At 67.5% G+C, this 22,854-nt stretch carries 19 protein-coding genes; 8 read left to right on the forward strand and 11 right to left on the reverse strand.

All coding sequences use genetic code 11. The features are described 5' to 3' along the window. Window position 1: 1 nt before the first annotated feature. The 5 genes from ACFVWT_RS16250 to ACFVWT_RS16270 all read right to left on the reverse strand — a co-directional run bounded on the left by ACFVWT_RS16250 (window position 2) and on the right by ACFVWT_RS16270 (window position 5,318). Window positions 2-802 carry a sugar phosphate isomerase/epimerase family protein gene (locus tag ACFVWT_RS16250; RefSeq protein ID WP_390249573.1) on the reverse strand — a complete coding sequence of 267 codons (801 nt, stop codon included), beginning with the start codon at window positions 800-802 and terminating at the stop codon, window positions 2-4. After that, window positions 799-1,620: a triose-phosphate isomerase family protein gene (locus ACFVWT_RS16255; protein WP_390249575.1), complete on the reverse strand. Its 822-nt coding sequence runs from the start codon at window positions 1,618-1,620 to the stop codon at window positions 799-801. The genes ACFVWT_RS16250 and ACFVWT_RS16255 overlap by 4 nt, the downstream gene beginning before the upstream one ends. Then, window positions 1,604-2,074: a ribose-5-phosphate isomerase gene (locus ACFVWT_RS16260; protein ID WP_390249577.1), complete on the reverse strand. Its 471-nt coding sequence runs from the start codon at window positions 2,072-2,074 to the stop codon at window positions 1,604-1,606. The genes ACFVWT_RS16255 and ACFVWT_RS16260 overlap by 17 nt, the downstream gene beginning before the upstream one ends. Further along, window positions 2,071-3,849 carry a dihydroxyacetone kinase family protein gene (locus tag ACFVWT_RS16265; protein ID WP_390249579.1) on the reverse strand — a complete coding sequence of 593 codons (1,779 nt, stop codon included), beginning with the start codon at window positions 3,847-3,849 and terminating at the stop codon, window positions 2,071-2,073. Before ACFVWT_RS16265 ends, ACFVWT_RS16260 begins: the two co-directional genes overlap by 4 nt. A 104-nt stretch (window positions 3,850-3,953) precedes the next feature. Then, a complete protein-coding gene (locus ACFVWT_RS16270) occupies window positions 3,954-5,318 on the reverse strand; it encodes an MFS transporter (RefSeq protein ID WP_390249581.1) in 1,365 nt (454 codons plus the stop codon). 209 nt (window positions 5,319-5,527) lie between these two features. Between ACFVWT_RS16270 and ACFVWT_RS16275 the strand changes: the two genes are divergently transcribed. Beyond that, complete coding sequence (locus ACFVWT_RS16275) at window positions 5,528-6,271, forward strand: FadR/GntR family transcriptional regulator (protein ID WP_390249583.1); 744 nt, start codon at window positions 5,528-5,530, stop codon at window positions 6,269-6,271. A gap of 111 nt (window positions 6,272-6,382) precedes the next feature. After that, window positions 6,383-8,359 (forward strand): hypothetical protein, encoded by a 1,977-nt coding sequence (locus tag ACFVWT_RS16280; protein WP_390249585.1) that lies wholly within the window; start codon window positions 6,383-6,385, stop codon window positions 8,357-8,359. Window positions 8,360-8,374: 15 nt separating this feature from the next. Here ACFVWT_RS16280 and hutG read toward each other — a convergent pair whose 3' ends face one another. Next, window positions 8,375-9,346, reverse strand: a complete 972-nt coding sequence (hutG, locus tag ACFVWT_RS16285) for a formimidoylglutamase (protein WP_390249587.1) — start codon at window positions 9,344-9,346, stop codon at window positions 8,375-8,377. A 95-nt stretch (window positions 9,347-9,441) separates the two neighbouring features. Continuing rightward, window positions 9,442-10,884: an NCS2 family permease gene (locus tag ACFVWT_RS16290; protein ID WP_390249589.1), complete on the reverse strand. Its 1,443-nt coding sequence runs from the start codon at window positions 10,882-10,884 to the stop codon at window positions 9,442-9,444. 112 nt (window positions 10,885-10,996) lie between these two features. Between ACFVWT_RS16290 and ACFVWT_RS16295 the strand changes: the two genes are divergently transcribed. After that, window positions 10,997-11,629 carry a copper resistance protein CopC gene (locus ACFVWT_RS16295; protein WP_390249591.1) on the forward strand — a complete coding sequence of 211 codons (633 nt, stop codon included), beginning with the start codon at window positions 10,997-10,999 and terminating at the stop codon, window positions 11,627-11,629. A gap of 59 nt (window positions 11,630-11,688) precedes the next feature. Here ACFVWT_RS16295 and ACFVWT_RS16300 read toward each other — a convergent pair whose 3' ends face one another. Continuing rightward, window positions 11,689-12,330: an NAD(P)-binding protein gene (locus ACFVWT_RS16300; protein ID WP_390249823.1), complete on the reverse strand. Its 642-nt coding sequence runs from the start codon at window positions 12,328-12,330 to the stop codon at window positions 11,689-11,691. Between the two features lie 473 nt (window positions 12,331-12,803). On the opposite strand from ACFVWT_RS16300, the gene ACFVWT_RS16305 reads away from it, so the two are divergent. The 5 genes from ACFVWT_RS16305 to ACFVWT_RS16325 all read left to right on the forward strand — a co-directional run bounded on the left by ACFVWT_RS16305 (window position 12,804) and on the right by ACFVWT_RS16325 (window position 19,737). Then, window positions 12,804-13,835, forward strand: a complete 1,032-nt coding sequence (locus ACFVWT_RS16305; protein ID WP_390249593.1) for a universal stress protein — start codon at window positions 12,804-12,806, stop codon at window positions 13,833-13,835. Between the two features lie 73 nt (window positions 13,836-13,908). Next, the gene (locus ACFVWT_RS16310) at window positions 13,909-16,632 is read left to right on the forward strand and encodes a PEP/pyruvate-binding domain-containing protein (RefSeq protein WP_390249595.1); all 2,724 of its coding nucleotides are present in this window, start codon (window positions 13,909-13,911) and stop codon (window positions 16,630-16,632) included. A gap of 105 nt (window positions 16,633-16,737) precedes the next feature. Further along, entirely contained in the window at window positions 16,738-17,892 is a 1,155-nt protein-coding gene (locus ACFVWT_RS16315; RefSeq protein WP_390249597.1) for an outer membrane lipoprotein carrier protein LolA, read from the forward strand. After that, on the forward strand, window positions 17,889-18,857 hold the full coding sequence (locus ACFVWT_RS16320) for an ABC transporter ATP-binding protein (protein ID WP_390249599.1): 969 nt from the start codon (window positions 17,889-17,891) through the stop codon (window positions 18,855-18,857). The genes ACFVWT_RS16315 and ACFVWT_RS16320 overlap by 4 nt, the downstream gene beginning before the upstream one ends. Before the next feature lie 19 nt (window positions 18,858-18,876). After that, the gene (locus tag ACFVWT_RS16325) at window positions 18,877-19,737 is read left to right on the forward strand and encodes an ABC transporter permease (protein WP_390249825.1); all 861 of its coding nucleotides are present in this window, start codon (window positions 18,877-18,879) and stop codon (window positions 19,735-19,737) included. A 48-nt stretch (window positions 19,738-19,785) separates the two neighbouring features. Here ACFVWT_RS16325 and ACFVWT_RS16330 read toward each other — a convergent pair whose 3' ends face one another. The 3 genes from ACFVWT_RS16330 to ACFVWT_RS16340 form a co-directional block, all read right to left on the reverse strand. After that, window positions 19,786-21,240, reverse strand: a complete 1,455-nt coding sequence (locus tag ACFVWT_RS16330; RefSeq protein ID WP_390249601.1) for a C40 family peptidase — start codon at window positions 21,238-21,240, stop codon at window positions 19,786-19,788. Window positions 21,241-21,482: 242 nt separating this feature from the next. After that, window positions 21,483-22,403 (reverse strand): cation diffusion facilitator family transporter, encoded by a 921-nt coding sequence (locus ACFVWT_RS16335; RefSeq protein ID WP_390249603.1) that lies wholly within the window; start codon window positions 22,401-22,403, stop codon window positions 21,483-21,485. Window positions 22,404-22,417: 14 nt separating this feature from the next. After that, window positions 22,418-22,846 carry a metallopeptidase family protein gene (locus ACFVWT_RS16340; RefSeq protein WP_390249605.1) on the reverse strand — a complete coding sequence of 143 codons (429 nt, stop codon included), beginning with the start codon at window positions 22,844-22,846 and terminating at the stop codon, window positions 22,418-22,420. Window positions 22,847-22,854 lie beyond the last annotated feature (8 nt).

The following is a 22,854-nucleotide window of genomic DNA, read 5'->3' on the forward strand; positions in this document are numbered from 1 at the left end:
TTCACTTGCTCCTTAGGAAATCGATGCTTTGCCGGGTCCACTGGTTTTCGAGGCGGATGGTTTCCGCCTCGGAGTCCTGCCACGGCAGCCAGTGTTCGACGATCTGGTTGATATTTCTTTCTGTGGGCTGAAACTTGCCGGCCATGTAGTCGTAGTCGAGAAGGCCTTCGCCGAGAGGTGCGCCGGAGTACGTGAACCCGACCCATCCCTCTTTGCGGCTGAACCCGAAGTCTTTGATGTGCATGTTCAGCACGTAAGGCGCGACGGCGTCGATCACCTCACGCGGCATCTCCAGCGCCGCCACCGTATTCGCGGGGTCGCTGCAGATACCGAGGGACGGACTGTCGACTCCGCGGACGACGTCCAGGATCCGGGAGGTGGGGACCTGCTCGTAGGTCTCCACCGCGATCTTCACACCGGCCGCTTCGAACTCCGGCAGGACTTCCTTGAAGATCGCCACCGCTTCCTCCGCCGTCGGCGTGTGGCCCGGGACGTTGAACATGGTCCGCAGCAGGGGCGCGCCCAGGATGCCGGCGATGTGCAGGAACTTCCGCAGGTGCTCCGGGCGGATGCCTTTGGTGCCGAGCTCCAGCGCTACCCCCAGCGAGTCCGCGGTGGCGCGGACAGCTTCGAGTTCGGAGCCCGTCATGGCTTCCAGCGGGGCGTAGTCGCAGATTTGGAAGAGTTCCACGCCCAGGGCCGCGGTGCGTTCAAGGGCCTGGTGGATGGTGAGCGGTGCGGAGACTTTGTCAGAGAGCTGCCAGAAGAAGGCGTAACTGCTGAGGCCGATTGTGGAGCTCATGCTCTGGCCGCCGTTCCGGCCAGCAGGCCGAGCCGTGCGGCAGCCTCGTCCAGGATGGTCTTTAGCGCCTTCGGATCGTGCGCGAACCGTCCCAGGAAGAGCCCGGCGACGGCGGAGTCCAGGCGGGTGATCAGGCCGGGGCCGGCGCTGCCGCCGTAGATCACCCGGCTGTCCGCCTGTCCGGGCAGGGCGCGCAGGTGCGCATCCAGTCCGGTAATGACGGCACTGATGTATTCCGGGGTTGCCGGCTCCGGGGCGCCGATCGCCCACTGCGGCTCGTACGCCACGATGGTGCGGCCGGCCGGTCCAAGGGACTGCGCGCGGTTGAGGGCGGCATCGATGTCGGCTGAGCACCGGGCGACAGCTTCCTCGACGGATCCCTGCTGCAATTCGCCCACACACAGGACGGGGGTGAGGCCGTTGCGGTACGCGGCGGCCGTCTTCAGCCCGATGATCCTGTCGTCCTCGCCGAAGATCCGGCGGCGTTCGGCATGGCCCACTTCGGCATAGCGGCCGCCGAGTTCGGCCACCGTCCTGCCGCCCACCTCACCGGTGAACGCGCCTTCGTCTTCCCAGAAGATGTCCTGTGCTCCGGCGGCGGCACCGGCCGCGCCCAGGATGCGGGCCGCTTCGGGCAGCGCCGGAAGGGTGGGCAGTACAAAGAGTTCGATGTCGCCGTTCTGGACTGCGGGGTGCGCAAAGGCGATGGCGGCAACGTCGCGGCAGTAGTCGACTGAGCGCTGGTAGCCGAAGTAGAGCTTGAGGCTGACGCCGATGACGGCCTTCGATTGTGTTGCTGTATTAGCAGGAAGTGACACCTTCATAGTCCTTAATCAGGGTGACCTTGTCGGCCGAGGCGGAGGTCTCGTCAAAGGTGTAGGTGAGCCATTCGCGGGCCAGCCGGCGGGCGAGTTCCAGTCCGACGACGCGCTGGCCGAAGGTGAGGACCTGCGCGTTGTTGCTCAGGATGGAGCGTTCCACCGAGAAGCTGTCGTGCGCGGTGACAGCGCGGACACCGGGGACCTTGTTCGCGGCGATGGCGACACCGAGGCCTGTGCCGCAGACCAGCAGGGCGCGGTCCGCCTTGCCGGCGGCGATGAGTTCTGCGGCGGCGATGGCCACCGACGGATACGGCGTGTGGCTGGTGGCATCCACACCGACGTCCGTGACGGATTCGACCAGCTCGGAGGCCTCCAGGTCAGCTTTCAGGGCTTCCTTGTAGTCGAATCCGGCGTCGTCGGACCCGATGACCAGGCGCAGTTTGGCGCTCATGCGTTCTCCTTAACAGATTTGTTCTGGGTGGCGGTGTTCGCTGCAGCTTTGGCCTCCGCGAAAGTGTTGTGGATTGCCCGGACGATCAGTGCCATCGAGACCGCTCCGGCGTCCGGGGTGCCGAGGCTCTTCTCGGCGTGCGGACGGGCGCGGCCCATGAGGGGCAGCAGCCGGGCGGTGTCTTCGGCGGCCTGCTGCGCAACCGTGGCGGCGGCGCCCCAGGCTTCGGTGAGCGACTGCCCGGCATTCACGCCGGCAGCCAGGGCGTCGCGGAACGGGACCAGGACATCCACCAGGGTCTTGTCCCCGGGCTTGGCCTTGCCGAAGTCCATGATCGCGGCCGCAGCGCCGGCGACGCCGGCGGCGACAGCCCCGGCGTCGGGCGTTTCCGTGTTGCCCACGGCGTCACCGACGGCACGAAGGGCCATTCCCCAGAGCGCGCCGGACGTTCCGCCGGCCTTGTCGGCCCAGGCGTCCGCTGCGAAGTGCAGGGTGGTGGCTGCGCCGGCACCGCGGGCGACGGCGTTGCGGGCGGCGTCGACTGCGGCGCGGACGCCGCGTTCCATGCCGATGCCGTGGTCACCGTCGCCGGCAATGGCGTCGATCCGGCCCAGTTCATCGGCGTTGGCGTCCACCACTGCCTTGGCGGCGCCCAGTGCTGCCAGGACCCGGACGGCACCGGCGCGGGAGTCCTCCGTGGCGTCAGGGATGGAGAGTTCGACGTCGGCAAGCTCGGCGCCGTCGCTGGCGTCCAGCGCCGCCGCCGTGACTGCTCCGCGGCGGAAGGCCGGGGCATCGGCGGGGGCGTTCCACAGCGTCTCGAGTTCGTCGTCGAGCCAGAAAAGGGTGAGGGAGGTGCCGGCCATGTCGAAGCTGGTCACGAGTTCGCCCACCTGCGGGTCCACGGCTACCAGGCCGGCGTCGGCGAGGAGCGGCGCGACGCGGCGGTAGACCACGAACAGTTCTTCGTACTTGACGCTGCCCAGGCCGTTCAGGATGGGGACCACGCGGGCACCGGCTGACGCCTCGAGTCCTTCAGGGACTTCGGTGAGCAGCTTGCCCACCAGCAACTCGGCGAGCTGGTCCGCCGTCGGGATGTCCGTTTCATCAATTCCGGGTTCGCCGTGGATGCCCATGCCCACCGCCATGCGGCCCTCGGGGACGGAGAACAGCGGGTGGTCGGCGCCTGGCAGGGTGCAGCCGGTGAAGGCCACGCCGAAGGAGCGGGTGCGGTCGTTGGCGCGCTCGGCGATGGTGAGGACGTCGTCCAGGGAGTAGCCGGCCTCGGCGGCCGCGGCGGCCACCTTGAAAACGGTGAGGTCCCCGGCGATGCCGCGGCGCTTGGTGCGCTCGGCCAGCGGTGCGGAGGAGACGTCGTCGGTCACGGCGATGCTGCGGCAGTCGATGCCCTCCTTACGGAGGCGGTCCTGGGCCTGGGTGAAGTGCAGGACGTCGCCGGCATAGTTGCCGTAGCCGAGCAGAACGCCGGCGCCGTTGTTGGCGGCTTTGGCCACGTTGTAGACCTGCTGGGATGACGGGGATGCGAAGAGGTTGCCCATCGCCGCGCCGTGCGCCAGGCCCTGGCCCACCAGGCCCGCGAAGGCGGGGTAGTGGCCGGAGCCGCCGCCGATCACCAGGGCCACCGTGTCCGGTGTGCTCCTGGTGTTGCGGACGACGCCGCCGGAGACGCGCTTCACCCAGCGGCCGTGGGAGGCAACAAAGCCTTCGATCATCTCGTCAGCGAAGTCTGCTGGTTCATTGAACAGGCGGGTCATGGGAAAGCTCCTGGAGTAATGGCTGGCCCCGGCAGCGGAGCCTGTCGGATCGGTCTCGACAGGCTCCGCCACCGGTTAGTTGAAGAAGGGCGGTGGGATCGTGTCTAGGGCTCGGAGTGGTGTCCGGCCCCCGCGGGGTCCAGCGCCTCCACCGGGACGCCTTCGCTGACCTTGCCGGAGCGGCTCAGCGTCACCATGAGGACGCAGGACAGGAGCATGAAGCCGCCCACAACGAACATCGGTACCGTGTAGCCGCCTGTCCAGTCCTTGAGCCAGCCGGTGACGTACCCGGCGCTGAAGCCGGCCAGGTTACCCACAGTGTTGATCAGGGCGATGCCGGCTGCGGCTGCTGCGCCGGTGAGGAACTGGGTGGGAACGGTCCAGAAGTTGGGCAGCGCGGCGAAGATGGACATGGCCGTGATGGTGATGACGGCGATTGTTGCTGCCGGCGATCCGGCGAACAGTGCCAGCGGGATGCTCAATCCGCCAATGAGGGCCGGAAGGGCGATGTGCCAGGTCTTCACGCCGCGCTTGGTGGCGTCCTTGGACCAGAAGTACAGGGCGAACGCCGCCGGGAGGTAAGGAATCGCGGTGATCAGGCCCTTCTGGAACACATCGAACTTGGTGCCGTAGATGCCTTCGAAGCCGGCGATGATGGTGGGCAGGAAGAAGCCGAGGGCGTACAGGCCGTAGATGAAGCCGAAGTAGATTGCCGAGAGCATCCAGACGCGGCCATTGCCGAAGACGGTGCGGACGCTGACGTGCTTGTTGCTGGCGGCCGTTTCCGACTTTTCCTTCTCCAGCGCGCCGGTCAGCCAGGTCTTTTCCTCCTGCGTCAGCCACTTGGCCTTTGCGGGGGAATCAGCCAGATAGAACCAGGCGATGACGCCGATGATGATGGCCGGAACGGCGACGCCGAAGAACATGACACGCCAGCCTTCAAGGCCGAAGAGTCCGTGCTGCTGGATCAGGAGGCCAGCCAGCGGTGCGCCGATGACGGTGGTCAGCGGCTGTGCCAGGTAGAACAACGCGAGGATCTTGCTGCGGTGGCGGGCCGGGACCCAGAGGCTCAGGAACAGGATGGCGCCGGGGAAGAAGCCGGCCTCGGCCACACCCAGGATGAACCTGAGGATGTAGAGCTGTTCCACGTTGCCCACCCAGGTGAACAGCAGTGAGACGATGCCCCAGCTGACCATGATCCGGGCCAGCCAGCGGCGGGCCCCGAACTTATGCAGGGCCAGGTTACTGGGGACCTCCAGCAGGATGTAGCCGATGAAGAAGACGCCGGAGGCGAATCCGAACTGCGCTGCGGAGAGGGCAAGGTCGGTGTTCATGCCGTTCGGGCCTGCGAAAGAGATTGCCGTCCGGTCCAGGTAGTTGATGAAGAACATCAAAGCGACGAACGGCACAAGCCGTATTGCCACTTTCCTGATTGCGGATTTTTCGACCACCGATTGTGTGGTGTCCACGTTGACTCCTAGATGTTGATGTCCCGGCCGCATCCTGCGCTGGAGGCGTGGGTTTGATGTCGAGGCTTAGCGTCGGGGGCATATCAAGTGGGGCTAGGCCTGTGACCTCCACCATAAGGCCGAAACCGTAAATTGGTCAACCGGTTGACTGATTTAATTCGGGGTGGGTGAGTTCAGACCCTGCCGTGTCCGGTTGCTACGCTGTGACTGTGTCCGCAAACTCCGCCGCCTCGTCGGCCAAAATCAGTGCCGCGCTCGGTTCCATGGGGCAGGGTTCTGTCGTTTCCGAGGTGGCCGAGAGGCTGATGGCCTACTTCACCAGCGGCGACATTGCGCCCGGAACCCGTCTTCCGGCCGAGCGCCAGCTGGCCGCTTCGCTCGGGGTAGGCCGCTCGGCGGTGCGCGAGGCGCTCGCCGCCCTGGAAATCCTGGGCATCGTGATCGTCCGCCCGGGATCCGGAACTTACCTGCGCGACGGCGTCTCGGAGCTCTTGCCGCGGACACTCAGCTGGGGCCTCATGCTGGGTGAGCCGCGTACCCGCGAACTCGTTGAGCTGCGCAGCGGCCTGGAGGTGCAGGCGGTGCAACTTGCTGCGGCGAGGATTACCGAAGAAGCCCTGGAGCGGATGCGCGCCAATCTCGCCTCGATGGAGGAGAACCTGGGCAACCTGGCAGCCTTCGTCGAAGCTGATGCCGCCTTCCACAAGGAAATTGCCGCCAGTTCCGGTAACCAGGTGCTGCAGGAGCTCCTGCAGAGCATCCGCTCGCTGCTGCGGATCTGGGTTGACCGTGCGCTGACGGACGAAGGCCATGCCGCGGCGGCGCTTGCCGAGCACCGGGCTATTTTCGCGGCCCTCGAATCGCGCGACGCGGCAGGGGTCACGGATGCCATGGCTTCCCATATGGGCACCGCCTCCCGCCGGCTGCTCGCCGGTTACGACGCCGCCCAGTAAGTGCTCGTGGACGGCCATTGAGCCCCCGCGCCTCATCCGATATCGTCAAGTCCACAGGACCGGCCCGGGGTCAGCTGGGCGTAGTCACCAGCCACCAGAGAGCAGCCTCCCGTGTCTACCGAGCACTCCTCAACACTCTCCGCCCAAGTGTCCGCCGCCGCGGTTGCCGACCAGCGTCCGCCGCTCGAACAGCGCCTTGATCCGCGGATCCGGAAGCTCGCAGTGGGCGTCTGGACGGCGGAGCTGATCGGGGACGAACTGGCAAACATCAGCTACGGGGGCCGTCCCGTGCTCCGTGCCATCAAGGCGGTGGTGCGGGACCACGAATGGCGCACCTTTGCGCCGTCGGTACGGGATGTTGCGGAACTGAAGGACGACGACGGCATCAGCCTGCGGATCCACGTTGACTACGCAGCACCCGGCACGGCGGAAGTCGCGGACACGCCCGGCGCTGGCCCGGCCTATGAAGGCATGCTGATGCTTCGGATTACGCCGGCCACGGTCGAAGTATCGTTCTCCGGACGGGCGAAAACCGCGTTCCGGCGCAACCGGATCGGCCTGGTTGTCCTCCATCCCACCAGTGAAGCCGGGCGGGACGTCAATGTGGTGTCGCCGGACGGCACCGCCACCAGCGGGGCCTTTCCCACGGATATCAGGCCGGACCTGGTCTTCACGGACATTTCTTCGCTGGAATGGGCCGACGCCGGCACTGCCTTTGACCTTGGCTTCTCCGGCGACATCTTCGAGACCGAGGACCAGCGGAACTGGAGCGACGGATCCTTCAAGACGTACAGCACACCGTCCGCCCTGCCCATCCCGGTGGACGTTGCCGCCGAGGACACCGTGCAGCAGTCGGTCAGCATCGAAGCCCTCAGTATCGAGACTCCGGACAACCCCTTCAGCGAAAGCCACGCACCGGCGGCCTTCACGGTGGGCGAGCCCGCGGGAACCGTTCCGGCGCTGGCCGCGTCCGTTGACTCAACGGAAGCGGACTCTACGCAGGCGGCCGCCGCAAACATCGGGCAGGGACCACAGCTTCCAGGCCTCGACGCCGTCCTGGTGGAACTCTACGAGCCACGGGAACTGTGGCCCGGCAAGCTTGCCGCCGCAGCCGGGGAGGCGGACCGCCACGGCGCTGCGCTGGACGTGCGGGTCGTGTCCGATTCCCCCGACGGCGTCGCGGACGCTCTTGGCGGCGCCCTGGGCGGCCAGCTGTCGCGGATTGTCCGGCTCGGACTGTTCCACCCCGGCACGCAGTGCACCGACCCGGCAGCGTTGGGCACTCTGAAGGCTTCCCTGAACGAGGCAGGCTTCAACGGGCAGCTTCTGGCCGGCACCCGCTCACATTTCACTGAACTCAACCGCTGGATTGCCGGCAGCGGTGACGGCAGCCCGGTTCCGCAAGACGCCGACGCGCTGACGTTCAGCCTCGCGCCCCAGGTCCACAGCACCGAGGTTCCCCACATTGTGGAGACTGTCCCTGTGCAGCGGCTCGCCGCGGCCAACGCCCTGAAACTCGGCGACGGGCGCCCGGTGCACGTCGGACCCATCACGCTGAAACCCAGGCTCCACGCCCCGGGCCGGGTGGCCGAGGGAGACGAGCTCCAGGACCACAGCTTCACCGCGGCCTGGACCCTCGCCAGCCTCGCTGCCCTTACTGTCGGGGGTGTGGCCTCCGTGACGTACTTCGAAGCCGGCCGGCCGCGCGGCATCATCGGGGCCGATGGCACGCTCAATCCGGCAGGGGAACTGCTGCAGAGGCTCGCTGCCTGCAAGGGCGCCCCGGTACTGGGCGCGGCCCCCGCACTGTCACACCGGCCGCACGGGCCGAACCCCGTAACGGTCTATCCGGTGCAGTCTGCCGCCGGCCTGCAACTGTTCCTCGGCAACCTCAGTCCGCACGAGGCCGCCGTTCGCGTCACGCTTCCCCTAGGAACTGCTTCGGCTGCGGCTGACGTGACGGTCATCGGGGCATCCGCGGGTGCCCGGGCGCAGGCGGCGCCGGCGGCGGAATCATCAGCGGACGACGGCGCCCTGGCGTTAAGGCTGGGACCGTGGGCCACCGCCGTCGTCACCTTCGGGGACTGACGGCAGGAGGCGCGCCTAACCCAGCAGCGTGTTGACCAGCCGCGCGGCCACCTTGGCCGTGCGCTGGTCGATGTCGAACTTCGGGTTCAGTTCGGCCACGTCCAGGTGCAGCAGTTTGCCACTGGCAGCCACCTGGCGGCACACGGCGCTGATCACGGGCAACGGAACCCCGAACGCGGCGGGCGCGCTGACTCCCGGGGCCACTGCGGCGGGCAGGACGTCCAGGTCGATGGTCAGGTAGAGCACGTCCACGGTGTCCAGGAAGCCGGCCACGAACTGCCGGGTGGCTTCCGCCGTGCAGTCCTCGTCGAGAAGGTACTTCACGCCCAGCCGTTCAGCGGTCTTGAACAGCACTCGGGTGTTGTTGGGCTCGGAGATCCCCACGACGGCGTAGTTCAGGGTGCGTTCGGCCGATTCCTCGGCCCGGGCCATCTGGAGGAAGGGTGTACCGGAGGACGGCTCGGATGCCTCGCGGAGGTCGAAGTGCGCGTCCAGGTTCAGCACGCCCAGCCGCTTCCCGCCACGCACGGCTTCGGAACCGGCCACGCCAAGGTAGCTGGCGAATGCGGTCTCGTGGCCGCCGCCCAGCAGCACGGTGAGGTTGCCGGCGTCGAGCATTTCCGAAACAGCAAGTCCGGCACGGGCCTGGCCGGCCTCCAGCGCGTTGTCCTTGACGGTCACATCGCCGGCGTCGAACACGTCGCGGGGGAGATGGAAGGCGAGTGGCCCCAGCGCAGCCCGGATGGCACCGGGGGCCGCGGCGGCGCCCACCCGGCCCTTGTTGCGCAGCACGCCGGCATCGCTGCTGAAACCGAGAATGACGGCGGGACGGCGGCCGGGTTCAAGGCTTTTCGGTTGCGGGGCGGCCATTTCGTGGCGATACGGCGTGACCGCCTGCCACCAGCGGCGGTGCTCGGCGCCGTCGCCGTCGAAACGGCCCCTCCAGGTGAGCGGCGGGATGTCGACTATGAGGGCTGTGTGAGGCATACTCCAAGCTCACCGCAGCGGAGCCCCGAAAACCAGCCCCGCCGCCGTCGGAGTGTCCCGGATCCCGGACACCATTGCCGCCGCAGCGCCGAGCCTTAGTGGATGCCGAGCGCCTGCTCGATGGGACCGATGCCGAAGAACAGCAGGAACGCGGCGGCAACGGCCCACATCAGCGGGTGGATGTCGCGAACGCGGCCCTGGAACGTGCGGATCAGCACGTACGCGATGAAGCCGGCGCCCAGGCCGTTGGCGATGGAGTAGGTGAACGGCATCAGGGTGAAGGTCAGGAACGCGGGAATCGCGATGCCCCAGTCCTGCCAGTCGATCTTGCCCACCTGGGACACCATCATGAAGCCCACCACCACGAGGGCGGGGGCCACGGCCTCGAACGGGACCAGGTTGATCAGCGGCGTGAAGAACATGGCCACGAGGAACAGCAGGCCGGTGACGATTGAGGCCAGGCCCGTGCGTGCGCCCTCGCCGATGCCCGCGCCGGATTCCACGTAGATCTGGTTGGAGGAAACGGAAGCGCCGCCGCCCACGATCGCGCCGAGGGCGTCCACCTGGAGCACGCGGTCCACATCGGGGATGTTGCCGTCCTTGTCCACCGTGCCGGCTTCGTTGGCCAGGCCCACCATGGTGCCCATGGCGTCGAAGAAGATGCTGAGCAGGATCACGAAGGCCAGCAGCGTTGCGGCTACGAAGCCGAGGTGTTCGAACGCGCCGATCGGGTTGGCCTTGCCGATCAGTGACAGGTCGGGAGCAGCCCACTCGGTGAACTTCGGAGCCACCAGGGACCAGCCCTGCGGGTTGAAGTTCTTGCCGTCGAAGCTGGGGCCGATATGCAGGGTGAACTCAAGGATGACCGACAGGATGGTGGAGGCGATGATGCCGATCAGGATGGCGCCCTTGACCTTGCGGACCAGCAGGCCGATGGTCAGGATGAGTCCGAAGACGAATACCAGGGTGGGCCAGCCCAGCAGCTTGCCGTCAAAGCCAAGGCCCACCGGGACAGTGGTGCCGGCGGCATCCGGAATACGCCGGACGAAGCCGGCGTTGACCAGCCCGATCAAGGCGATGAACAGGCCGATACCCACCACGATGGCCGTCTTGAGGCCATCCGGAACAGCCTTGAACACGGCGGTCCGGAAACCGGTGAGGACCAGGATCAGCATGGTGACGCCGGAGAGGACAACCAGGCCCATCATGTCCGGCCAGGTCAGGCCAGGATTCGTGGCGACAGTGACAGCCACGAAGGCGTTGACGCCCAGCCCGGTGGCCATGGCGAACGGGTGCTTTGCCCAGGCGCCCATGAGGATGGTCAGGATGCCCGCGGCAAAAGCGGTGACGGCGGCGACGGCCGGGAATCCCAGGGTTGTGCCGCTGGAGTCAGGTCCGGAGAGGATCAGGGGATTCAGCACCACGATGTAGCTCATGGCGAAGAACGTGGCAAAGCCTCCGCGGATCTCGCGGGAGAAGTTTGACCCCCTCTCGGAAATCTTGAAGTACCGGTCCAGTGCAGAGCCCTGCTTAAGCATTAGTCCTCCGGGGGAGAGTGTTGGGGATTACTTGAATCCTAGTAGGTTGCCGGGTTGCGACCCCGCGATTTCGCCTAGTCTGTAAGGAAGCCAACAACAGGAGTAGCCCCGTATGCGTTTCATCCGCCCCCTGCTGAGAGCCCTCATCGGGGCACTGCTTTTCACGGCCGCCGTGCTGGCCGCAGCGGCGCCCGCCTCGGCCCACGACGCCGCCGAGTCCAGCAGCCCGGCCCAGGGTTCCACCGTGGCCACTCCGCCGGAGAAGGTTTCCGTGACATTCAACAAGGACCCGCTGGCCCTCGGGTCACAGATCCAGGTGAAGGATGCCGCAGGCACGAACTGGGCAGAGGGCCCCGTGGAGATCGTGGACAACGTGGCGTCGCAGAAGCTCCGGCCCGGGGCCCCTGCCGGAGAGTTCACTGTGGTGTGGCGCGTGGTCAGCTCCGATTCGCATCCGATCGAGGGCACCTTCACCTTCACGGCCACCGCCGCTGCGCCGGGTTCCGGCGCCACCGGCTCAACGCCGGGCAGTTCGACGACGGCGGGGGAGGTCCCCACGGCCGGCACCGCGCAGCCCGGTACCACCAGTGCGCCTGTGCCGGCGCCTGACGCGTCCGAGCCGTTCCCCTGGAGCCTGGTGCTTTTCGCCGGAACGGCCCTGGGCATCCTCGTGGCGCTGGGCGTGCTGGCGAAACGGAACCTCAAGTCCGGTGACAGCGGGGCGGACGCCGGCGAGGAGCAATAGATCAGGAGGCGCCGGCGGGGGGCCGGGCTGTAGGGGATCGGGGCGGCTGCTAAGCCCGGTCAGGTCAGCAGGGCCGGGCCCGGCAGCGCGGCGAAGCTTCCGGTGAGCACTGACGGGACACTGTCCGGATAGACCTTGGCGGAAATAGCCTGCCCCACAACCTTGGCCTGGCGGAGCACTTCCTTGGGCGTAGGAGTGATGAGCTCCCCGACGCCCACGAGGTACATTCCGATGGCGCGCATGGCGGCCGCCAGGTTCTGCCCCAGCGCCAGCCCCAGGTCCGCGAGCATACGGCGCAGCTGGCTGTGCGCGCCCCGGGTCAGGACGATGTGGTGGGCCAGCAGGACTCCGTCCGGCGTATGGACCGCCCACTGGTGCGCGGGAGGCCCGGAGAGGCCGGTACCCAGCAGGTTCAGCTGGACGGCACGGGTGTTGTTGCGGATGTCCAGGTTATGGCTGCTGGCGTAGTTCCTGAGGTGCCGAAGGATTTCGTTCCGCTCCTGCAGCGTGGCTGAATTCGGCGCGTCACAGCGCGGCAGGGACACGGTATTGGCGGACTGGATTCCGCCCAGGGTTTCGAGCGCATCCACGGTGATGGAATCCACGCCGCGCCGCCGGAGCTCGCTGGCGATTGCCAGGCCCGGAAGCCCTGAGCCGATGATCACCGTAGTGGTCTGCTCGGTCCCACCATAAATTGGCATGCTCGACACTGCTCGTTCCTCCTCGAATGGTTCACTGTGCAGGCCTCGTTCCCCTGCACGCTCCGTAACCCCCAAAGTCCGGCCGCCGCGCGTGAAGCTGTCAGTGTGTTCTGAAACACATATCTCAGTTTCGCAACGCCTCGACAATACAGAACTTTTATAGCTCTGGATAGCCCTTGCCGGACATTGGCTACCCCCACAATCTCACACTTGTGATTCGGCTGATCGGAGGTGGGATCTCTATGTTTCCGCGAGGTAAAAAGTGGGAGCTGGCTCGGACGCAAACCGACTCTCCGGAAGCCGCCCGCGCACCCCGAAAGGTGTGCTTGCTTACTGTCCGGCAACCGAGAATAGTGGACATAAATAGCGGATTTTCGGCCAAAAGCAGGTCCTGGTTCCCGGTCCACGCGGCGGACGCCCACTTCTGGCAGAATAGCGGCAACATCAGGCAGTATCGCGAGGAGGCGGACCCCATGGGCCGAGATCAGGTGCACCCGTCAAGGGATGACGACGGCGGTTCTGCCGCCCCCGAGGGGATCGTGGTGGGCGTGGACGGTTCCGACCACAGCCAGTGCGCCCTCGTCTGGGCCGCCCGTGAAGCCGAGCGCCGGCATCGCCCCCTGCATATCGTGACTGCATACTCCGTGCCGATCTTCGCAGCGTCGGGCCTGGACGGCGGCTATGCCACCGTCGACGACTCGGTGATCCGCGAGGGTGCGGAGGCCATCCTCAAACAAGCCCTGGACAAGGTTGCCCCCTACGACATCGACGTTGACGCCTCAGTGGAGAACGGGGATGCCTCCGGCGTGCTGCTGGAAATGTCCGAGACAGCCGAGCTGTTGGTATTCGGCACGCGCGGCCGGGGCGGATTCGTCGGTAGGCTCCTTGGTTCGGTCAGTAGCGCGCTGCCCGCGCATGCGAAGTGCCCCACGGTTACCGTGCCGCTGATCTGCGCAGACCGCCTGGGCGAGACCACGGACGACAGGCACGTCAAGGCCGAACAGGCCAAGTCCGGCCACCAGCCGGTGGAACACGTTGTGGTGGTGGGCGTTGACGGTTCCGAACAGGCCCGGGTTGCCGTCCTCGAGGCCGCGGACCAGGCCCTCCGGCTCGGGGCGCCGCTTCGCATTGTGTGCGCCGTGCCGCAGTACAGCGGTTCACTGGCGTGGGTCCCGGCGCCCATGGACCGGGAGGCCCTGTTTGCCGACATCCGCGTCCAGCTCGATGCCGGGGTGGCCTGGCTGAAGAGCCACTATCCCAAGCTGACCGTGGAGACCCGGATCGTGGATGGTTCCCCCATCGACGTGCTGGTTGAAGCCAGCCGGCACGTGGAACTGGTGGTTGTGGGAACGCGCGGCCGCGGCGGCTTCACCGGAATGCTTCTGGGCTCGACGTCGGATGGAATCCTGCACCATGCCAAGGGGCCGGTCCTGGTGGTTCCGGACCGGGACGACCCCCGGCTCGCGGACCGGCCCAGCTTCGGTCCCATGCTCGGCGCGGCGTAACTCCATCGGCGCGGCGTAACTCCATCCCCACCGTCCAGTCGCTCCGGCCGGGGCATACCCCAGGAGGTCAGCGGTGAACCAGGCCAACATTCCGGACACGTCGGCGGACGGGCTGGTGCTGAACCTGGAGCACATCAACGTTGGAATGTTGCTGAGGGTGGGCGGCAAGGCCGCCAACCTGGGCGAAACGACGCGTGCCGGGCTGCCCGTTCCGCCGGGCTTCTGCCTGACCACGGACGCCTACCGGCGGGCGGTGGGTCCGGCAGGGCTCGAAGGCGTGCACGCTGCGTTGGCCGGCACCGAAGCCCACGAACTGGCGGCCCTCGGCGGGCTGGCGGCCCGGGCCCGGGAACTCATCCTGCGTGCGGACATTCCGCCGGAGATTGCTGATGCGGTCCGTGAGTCCTACGCCGCGATGGGGACGGACATCCCGGTGGCAGTCAGGTCCTCAGCGACGGCCGAGGACCTGCCCTTCGCGAGCTTCGCCGGGCAGCAGGACACGTACCTGAATGTGGTGGGCGCCGACGCTGTCCTCGCGGCTGTCCGGCAGTGCTGGGCGTCGCTCTGGACGGACCGCGCGGTGGCTTACCGGGCCACGCACAGGATCAGCCCGTCAACTGTGGCGCTCGCGGTGGTTGTCCAGCGCATGGTCGATGCCGCCGTGGCAGGTGTCCTCTTCACGGCGAACCCGGTGACGGGACGGCGCCATGAGGCCGTCATCGATGCCAGTCCAGGGCTGGGCGAGGCGGTGGTTTCCGGGGCGGTGAATCCGGACCACTTCGTGGTGGACTCGGCGAGCAGGGAGATCCTGGAGCGGCGGCCGGGGGATAAAGCAATCGCCATCCGGCCGCTCACCGGGGGCGGCACCGAGCGCATCACACGTGCCGCGGATTCTGCTCCTTCCCTGAGCGATGCCCAGCTCCGCGAACTGTCCGCACTGGGCGCCCGGGTGGAACGGCAGTACGGTGCGCCGCAGGACATCGAATGGGCCTTCGACGCCGCGGACAAGCTTTGGCTGGTGCAGTCCCGGCCCATCACCACGCTGTATCCGCTTCCGGACCCCCGCCCCGACCGGCCGGAGCCGGAGGGCACGCGCGTGTTCTTGTGCTTCAGCCTTGCCCAGGGGCTGACCCGCCCCCTCACCCCGATGGGGATGGCCGGCTTCAGCCTGATCGCATCCTCTGTTGCCCGTGCGGCCGGCTTCGACGTCCCCGAGCCGCGCAGCGGACCTGCACCTTTCCGGCCGGCAGGGCAGCGCCTTTTTGTTGACCTCACGCCGGTGGTCCGCAGCAGCGTAGGCCGTGCCATTGTGCCCCGCATCTTCGACATCATGGAGGCCAGGTCCGCCACGGTGCTCCGCGGTCTCTTCGCCGACCCGCGGTTCGCGGTGACCACCAGGTCCCCCCGGGCGATCCTGCAGCACGTGGTTCCAGTGGCGGCGAAAGCGAGGGTCCCGGAGTCGGTGTTCCGGGCGCTGCTTCGGCCTGAAGCGGCCCTCCGCCGCCTGGACGCCTTCGGCGCACGGCACCGGGCCGGCCTCGTGGTTCCGGCCACCGCCACCCCGGCGGAGAGGCTGAACCATGCCGAACGCATCCTCGGCCAGGGCCTCTTTCCTATCGTTCCGGCCGTGCTGCCGCTGCCGGCCCTGGGGTTCGCGCTCCTGGCGGTTGCCGGGAAGCTGGCCGGGCAGGGCCCGGAGTCCGGCAGGCTGCAGGCCGTGCTCCGCGGCCTGCCCAACAACGTGACCACGGAAATGGACCTTGCCCTCTGGCGGCTCGCCACGGACATCCGTGCCCACCCGGGTGCGGCCGCGATCTTTCGTGAGGCCTCCGCGATTGAGCTGGCGCAGCGGTACCGCGACGGCGGGCTTCCCGGCGTCGTGCAGTCCGGGCTGGCGGGATTCCTGGCACGGTACGGACACCGGGCCGTCGCGGAAATCGACCTCGGTATGCCGCGCTGGTCAGATGACCCCGCGCACATCCTCGGGGTCCTGGCGAACTACCTCAAACTTGACGATCCGGCACTGGCGCCGGACCGCCAGTTTGCCAAAGCCGCGGGCGAGGCGGACGCTCAGATCGAGCGGCTGGTGGCAATTGCGGGAAGCAAGGGCGGCCCGGCGGGAAGGCTGCGCGCCCGGATGGTGCGGGGCGCGCTGAAGCGGACCAGGCTGTTTGCGGGACTGCGCGAACTGCCGAAGTACCACGTTGTCGAAGGCCTGTCTTCTGTCCGCAAACAGCTCATGGCGGTGGGGGCGGAACTCGCCGCGTCCGGCAGCATCGCCGAAGCCGACGACATCTTTTTCCTCAACTTTGCCGAGGCGCACCGCGGCCTGGCCGGGGCTTCCCTGCGGGAGCTCGTGTCGGAGCGCCGGGAAGCCTACAACGCCGAGCTCTCCCGCCGCCGCATTCCCCGGGTGCTGCTTTCGGACGGAACGGAACCTGAGGCGCTGCAGGTTGCCGCGCCTGGCGCCGCCGATGGGGTGCTCTCCGGCACGCCGGCATCGGCGGGAACCGTTACCGCCAGGGCGCGCGTCATCCTGGATCCGCAGGGCGCCGCACTGGAACCCGGTGAAATCCTGGTGGCACCGTCAACCGATCCCGGGTGGACACCGTTGTTCCTCACCGCCGGCGGCCTCGTAATGGAAATGGGCGGCCCCAACTCCCACGGCGCGGTGGTGGCCCGGGAGTACGGAATTCCCGCCGTCGTGGGCGTCCCGGACGCCACTTCCGCCATCAGCACCGGCCAAGTGATAACGCTCGACGGCGGGGCCGGCACCGTCGCGCCGGCCGCGCGCTGACCGGCCCCGCTCACGGCAGGACGGGCAGCGCCCCAAGGGGGTGTAAGGGGCGGATCCGAAGCGTACTCTGGAATCAATAAGCTGCAATGTTGGAGCGGAGTTGTCATGACCAGAAAGTGGCTGCGGTGGATGCCTGCCGCCGCCGTGCCTGCTTTTATTGCCGCCGCCGCGCTGGCCGGGTCAGTGCCCGCAAGCGCAGGCGACCCCCTGCCCGCCAAGACGCCGGAAGAAGTCCTGGCGCTCGTAGCTCAGCACGCTGCTCCGTCCCTCTCCGGGACCTTGGAACAGACGTCCCAAATCGGCCTGCCCGAACTGCCCAAGACCGGACCGTCCACTGGAAACGATGCCGCCTCAGCCTTGGAACTCCTCAGTGGCCCGCACACCGCGCGGGTCTTCATGGATGGACCACGCAACGTCAGGGTCCAGGTGCTGGACCGCCTCGCTGAACGCAACGCCGTGCGTAACGGAGACCAGGTGTGGCTGTACAGCTCCAAGGACAACACCGCCACTCACCTGACCCTCCCCGCTGACGCTGGCCAGCACAAGGATTTCAGCCAGTTCAAGCATCCTGGTGCCGGCACCGACCGCGTGATGCCGACGCCTGAGGAGCTGGCCGTGCGGCTGCTTGCCGCCGCTGATCCCACGACTGAAATCGCAGTGCTTCCGGAGGTCACAGTTGCGGGCCGGGCGGCGTACAACCTGATGATCACGCCACGGACCGAAGGTACCCTGATCGGTTCGGTGGCCATCGCCGTTGACGGCCAGAGCGGCCTGCCGCTCAGCGTCGAACTGAAGGCCCGCGGCCAGGCAGAACCGGCCTTCAAGCTGGCGTTCACCAGCCTGTCATTCCAAACGCCGGACGCTTCGCTGTTCGCCTTCAGCCCGCCCCCGGGCGCCACTGTTAAGGAAATTGAGGTGCCGGCCCATGGAACGGAAAGCCGGCCCGGACACGCCACGGAAAGCGGCGCGGTTCCTGATGCGGCAGTTCCCGGTTCCAGGGATCCGGACACCGGGCACCCGAGGCCTACGGTGACCGGTACCGGCTGGGAGAGTGTGGTTGAATTCCCGGCCAGCCCGGGGTCAGCGGGGGCCGGGGCCATGGTGTCCAACGATCCTCTGCTTCAGCAGGCCACTGTTGCGGTGCCGGGCGGGCGGCTGTTCAGCACCGCCGTCGTGAATGTGCTGTTGACCGATGACGGGCGCGTCTTCGCCGGGTCTGTTCCCGCGGAGCGCCTGCTGACCGCTGCCGCCGCGAGGTGACAGCCGCTGGCCGGCGCGTCGATCTGGCCATAGAGACGCGCGGCCTCAGCAAACGGTTCGGCCATCAATTGGCCGTGGACGGCGTCAACCTGGCCGTGCCGAGGGGTTCCGTCTTCGGGTTCCTGGGACCGAATGGCTCCGGCAAGACCACCACCATTCGCATGATGCTGGGCCTCGCCGGAGCCACGGAAGGCACAGTCAGCGTCCTGGGGCTCGCGATGCCGGACCGTTTCCACGAGGTCCTGCCGCGCGTGGGAGCCCTGGTGGAAGGTCCCGCGTTCTACCCGTTCCTTTCCGGGGCGGCCAATCTTCGGCGCCTCGATGCCGCAGACCCATATGCGGCAGCCTCGACGCGGCGTGCCCGGGTGGAGGTCGCGCTGGAACGCGTGGGCCTGACGCACGCCGCCGGGAAGAAGGTCCGCGCGTATTCACTCGGCATGAAACAGCGGCTGGGCATCGCCAACGCGCTCCTCTCGCCCCGTGAACTGTTGGTGCTCGACGAACCCACCAACGGGCTGGACCCGCAGGGAACCCGCGAAGTGCGCTCCCTGGTGCGCTCCCTCGCGGCGGACGGTGCCACGGTCTTCGTCTCCAGCCACCTGCTGGCCGAAGTGGAGCAGATCTGCACCCACGCGGCGGTCATGAGTGCAGGGCGGTTGGTGGCACAGGGAACGCTCGCTGAACTCCGCGACCCGGGCAAGGCCCGGATCCGCCTGGTCACTCCCGACGCCGGCCTGGCCGAGGGTGTCTTCGCCAGCTTGGGAATGTTGCCGGCAGTGGGCCAGAGCAACGGGGCGCTGGTTTACGGCGCCGGCGGACAGTCGGGGGAGGTCGTGGAGCCTGAGGTCGTGGTGGCCGCCCTTGTGGTGGCGGGGGTGCGGGTGCGCGGCTTCGCTGTGGAACAGGGCAGCCTGGAAGACCGCTTTGTGGCGCTGACGGGGGAGGGGTTCGACATTGCCCAATAAAGATGTGGCCGCTATTGCCGTGACCGCCAGCGTGCCGGCCCCGGGGCCGGCACGGGCCAAGGCGTCCTCCGGATGGCCGCTGCTGGCCTCCGAGCTGAATGTTCTTTTCCGCCGGCGCCGCACCTGGGCCATGCTGCTGGCGCTCGCCGCTGTGCCGGTCCTGATGGCCGTCGCTGTCCGGGTTTCCTCGGCAGTCCCGCCCGGCCGCGGGCCTGCCTTCCTGGACAGGATCAGCCAGAACGGGCTGTTTGTGGGGGTGACGGCGCTGCTGGTGTGTGTGCCCCTATTCCTCCCTCTCACTGTGGGGGTGGTGGCCGGGGATACGATCGCGGGCGAGGCGGGCCTGGGGACATTGCGTTACCTCCTTGTGGCGCCGGCCGGCCGCGTGCGGTTGCTGCTGGTCAAGTATGCGGGAGCTGCCGCGTTCTGCATTGTCGCCCCGCTGGTGGTGGCGCTGGCTGGAGCGGGCATTGGAGCGGCGTTGTTTCCGATTGGACCGGTAACGCTGCTGTCAGGCGACGTGATCACCGCCCAGGAAGCTGTCCTCCGCCTGGTCCTCGTAGCCGCCTACCTCACCGTGTCGCTGCTGGGGTTGTCCGCCGTCGGGCTCTTCCTGTCCACGCTGACGGACGTACCGGTGGGTGCCATGGCTGCCACCATCGTGGCGTCCGTGGTGTCCCAGGTTGTGGGTGAGCTGCCCCAGCTGGAGTGGCTGCACCCTTGGTTGTTCACCCACTACTGGTTTGGTTTTGCGGACCTGCTCAGGCAGCCGATTCCCTGGGATTCCTTTGCAGGGAATGCGCTGCTGCAGGCCGGTTACATTGCCGTCTTCGGGGCGCTCGCATACGGCCGGTTCGTCACGAAGGACGTTCTGTCCTAGCCGCCGGAGCCGCTGGTCCTCACGGAGGTGGTCCTAGTACCGGCAGTGCTAGTAACGGGCCACGGTGGGGTGGAGTTGCATTCCGGCCATCCAGGCCAGGTCCGTCACCGTAATGCCGTCTTCCGGGTTGAGGGCCTGGACCACGCGGCCGCCGCCCAGGTAGATCCCCACATGATAGAAATCGGGGGCCGATCCCCAGACCAGGAGGTCACCGGGCTGCGCCTGGGAGAGCGGCACGTGCACGGGCGCCTGGGCGTACTGCTGGGCCGCCGTGCGCGGAAGGTATTTGCCGGCAGCGGCGAAAGCGTTCTGCACCAGCCCGGAACAGTCGAACCCGAGCGGACCGGAGCCGCCGTATTTGTAGAAATAGTGCGATCCCACTTTGCTGAGTGCCACCGAGATGGCGGTCTGGTTGGAGCCTCCGGGGGAGGGGGCCGGCGTCGGGGCCGGAGCCGGGGCCGGTGCGGGCGCGGGTGCCGGAACGGGCGGGGCGGGGGCCACCGGCTCGGGTTCCGCGGGGGCGGGGGCCACGGGGGCGGGGGCCACGGGTGCAGGCGGGGCGGGAGCGGGCGGGGCGGGAGTGTTCGGTGCGGCTGGCGCCGGCCCCGGAGACGCTGCGGCGGGTGCAGCCGGTGCAGCGGGCCTGTTCTGTGCAGCGGAGTTTTGCGTCGCAGCCTGGGAAGCCGCGGCGGCAGTGACGGCCGCCAGGCGTTCCTGGGCACGCTGGCGGTCCAGGGCATCGACCCGGGCGGATTCGAGCGCCACCGTAGTGTTTTTGAGGTTTGCCAGCTGGTCCACCAGCACGGTCCGCTGGGCCTTCGCCTCGGACACGGCCTTGGCCTGGGCGGCGTTGGCGCGTTCGGCATCAACCTTGCGGTCTTCGGCCGACCTGGCAGCGTCATCGGCGGCACGGTTGGCGTCCTCTGCCGCGGCGGTCAGGGACTTTGCTGCCGAGGCGGCGTTTTCGGCCGCCTCGAATGCCCGGCTGCGGCTTGCGGAGATGGCTTCGAGGGTGGCGGCCTGCTGCAGCACTTCGCCGTTTCCACTGACAAAAGTGCTTAGCGCCGGATTGAGGCCGCCGTTGCGGTACAGGTCCCCGGCCAGTTGCCCTACCTGCTTGCGGGTCTTTGCCTGTTCAGCTTCGGCGGAAGCTGCCCTCGCCGAGGCGAGCGTGGCTGCATCCCGACGGATCTCCAAGGTGACCAGGGCATCACCGTAGGCATTGTTGGCCTGCATGGCGGCGGCAAAGCTGGCTTCCTGCGCGGCGGCCGCGTCCGCCAGGATGCGGTCGATTTTGGTGACCTGGTCAGCCGTCGCGCTTTCGCTGGCTTTGGCCGCCGCGATCTCTTCGGGAGAGGGGATTTCCGGTGAGGCCGGAACGCTCACGGCGGGCACTGCGGTCCGCTGAAGTGGTGCGGCGCCCGCGGGCAGGGCGAGGGATCCGAGGAGTACGACGGCGGTGCACAGCACAGCCGCTTTGCGGCCGGATCCGGTCAAACCCATCAAGTAACCTCGCAACAGTCGGGCTGGAGTGAGCGAGGAGTTTGAATTTTCACAGGTGATTGTCACAAGTAAATGCCCCGCTGCGGAGACCCAGCACACCCGAGGCTACGTGGCCAATTGCAACTTTGGCAACACTAGTCACATCAATAACATAAACAACAACAATGTCATTTCGTCACATTGAGGGGCGGCGTGTCGGGAATCGGGCTGCGTCAGGGATCGCTTTTGTGGTGCCCGACTGCTCAGGCGTGCTGGTGCGCCTCGTGTTCGGAGTGGCTCTCGGGTTCCAGCTGGAACGTGCAGTGTTCCGTGTCGAAGTGTGAGCCCAGGCAGGTCGCGAGCTTGTCCAGCACCCGGTCTGCCCCGCGTGCGCTGAGAACGGCGTCCTCCACCACCACGTGGGCCGAGAAGACCGGCACGCCGGAGGTGATGGTCCAGATGTGGATATCGTGCACGGACACCACGCCCTGCACCGACAGGATGTGCTCGCGGATCATCTGCACTTCAACACCCTTGGGGGTGGCTTCCAGCAGCACGTCCACCACGTCGCGGAGCAGGTGCCACGCCCTGGGCAGGATCATCAGCGCGATCACCATGGAGGCAATGGTGTCCGCCGCCTGGAAACCGGTAAACATGATCACCACTGCTGCGGCTATGACAGCGAACGATCCCAGCAGGTCGCCGAGCACCTCAAGGTAGGCGCCACGCACATTGAGGCTTTCCTTCTGGGCGCCGCGCAGAATCAGCAGGGACACCAGGTTGGCCACGGCACCCAGGACGGCGGCGTAGAGCATCACGTCGGTCTGGACCTCCGGAGCCGACCCGATCCGCCGGATGGCTTCGGTGAAAATCACCACGGAAATAACGATCAGCACCAGGGCGTTGGCCAGGGCGGCCAGGACCTCGGCGCGCTGGTACCCGTAGGTGCGCTGGTCGCTCGCGGGCCGGGCGGCAATCCAGGCGGCCAGCAGGGCGATGAAGACGCCGGCGGCGTCGGACAGCATGTGGCCGGCGTCGGCGAGCAGGGCCAGCGAACCGGAAATGACGGCGCCGATGATCTGGATCAGGACCACTGCCAGGGTGATGCCGAGAACGGCAATCAGGCGCTTGCGGTGCTTGCCCGTGGCCGTGATGCCGTGAGAGTGGCTGTGGTCGTGTCCCATGCCTACAAGGCTAGCTAGTCCCAGCCGAGTTCGTGCAGCCGTTCGTCGCTAATGCCGAAGTGGTGGGCAATCTCATGCGTCACGGTGACGGCCACCTCCTGGATGACCTCTTCGCGGGAGGAACAGATTTCCAGGATGGGCTCGCGGTAGATGGTGATGCGGTCAGGGAGTGATCCGGCGTCCCACCAGGAGTCGCGCTCTGTCAGCGGAACGCCTTCGTAGAGTCCCAGCAGCACGGTGTCCGGGTCTTCGCCGGGTTGCGGAACGTAGTCGTCCTCGATGAACACGGCAACGTTGTCCATGGCCCGCGCCACTTCCGGCGGGATGCGTTCCAGGGCGTCGCTGACGGCCGACTCGAAATCTTCCTCGGTCATGGGGAACGGCTCGGCATTCTCCGCCCCGTCCGGGACGATCGGCAGGCCGGGCGGCAGATTGGCGGGCATACCAAGAC

Source organism: Arthrobacter sp. NPDC058288 (assembly GCF_042880995.1).
GTDB lineage: Bacteria > Actinomycetota > Actinomycetes > Actinomycetales > Micrococcaceae > Arthrobacter.

Excerpts from the sequence above, each read along its gene's own strand:
- hutG (WP_390249587.1), bottom strand. The coding sequence starts at position 9,346 with ATGCCTCACACAGCCCTCATAGTCGACATCCCGCCGCTCACCTGGAGG.
- ACFVWT_RS16300 (WP_390249823.1), bottom strand. The coding sequence starts at position 12,330 with ATGCCAATTTATGGTGGGACCGAGCAGACCACTACGGTGATCATCGGC.
- ACFVWT_RS16265 (WP_390249579.1), bottom strand. The coding sequence starts at position 3,849 with ATGACCCGCCTGTTCAATGAACCAGCAGACTTCGCTGACGAGATGATC.
- ACFVWT_RS16250 (WP_390249573.1), bottom strand. The coding sequence starts at position 802 with ATGAGCTCCACAATCGGCCTCAGCAGTTACGCCTTCTTCTGGCAGCTC.
- ACFVWT_RS16315 (WP_390249597.1), top strand. The coding sequence starts at position 16,738 with ATGACCAGAAAGTGGCTGCGGTGGATGCCTGCCGCCGCCGTGCCTGCT.
- ACFVWT_RS16305 (WP_390249593.1), top strand. The coding sequence starts at position 12,804 with ATGGGCCGAGATCAGGTGCACCCGTCAAGGGATGACGACGGCGGTTCT.
- ACFVWT_RS16335 (WP_390249603.1), bottom strand. The coding sequence starts at position 22,403 with ATGGGACACGACCACAGCCACTCTCACGGCATCACGGCCACGGGCAAG.
- ACFVWT_RS16290 (WP_390249589.1), bottom strand. The coding sequence starts at position 10,884 with ATGCTTAAGCAGGGCTCTGCACTGGACCGGTACTTCAAGATTTCCGAG.
- ACFVWT_RS16340 (WP_390249605.1), bottom strand. The coding sequence starts at position 22,846 with ATGCCCGCCAATCTGCCGCCCGGCCTGCCGATCGTCCCGGACGGGGCG.
- ACFVWT_RS16295 (WP_390249591.1), top strand. The coding sequence starts at position 10,997 with ATGCGTTTCATCCGCCCCCTGCTGAGAGCCCTCATCGGGGCACTGCTT.
- ACFVWT_RS16330 (WP_390249601.1), bottom strand. The coding sequence starts at position 21,240 with ATGGGTTTGACCGGATCCGGCCGCAAAGCGGCTGTGCTGTGCACCGCC.
- ACFVWT_RS16260 (WP_390249577.1), bottom strand. The coding sequence starts at position 2,074 with ATGAGCGCCAAACTGCGCCTGGTCATCGGGTCCGACGACGCCGGATTC.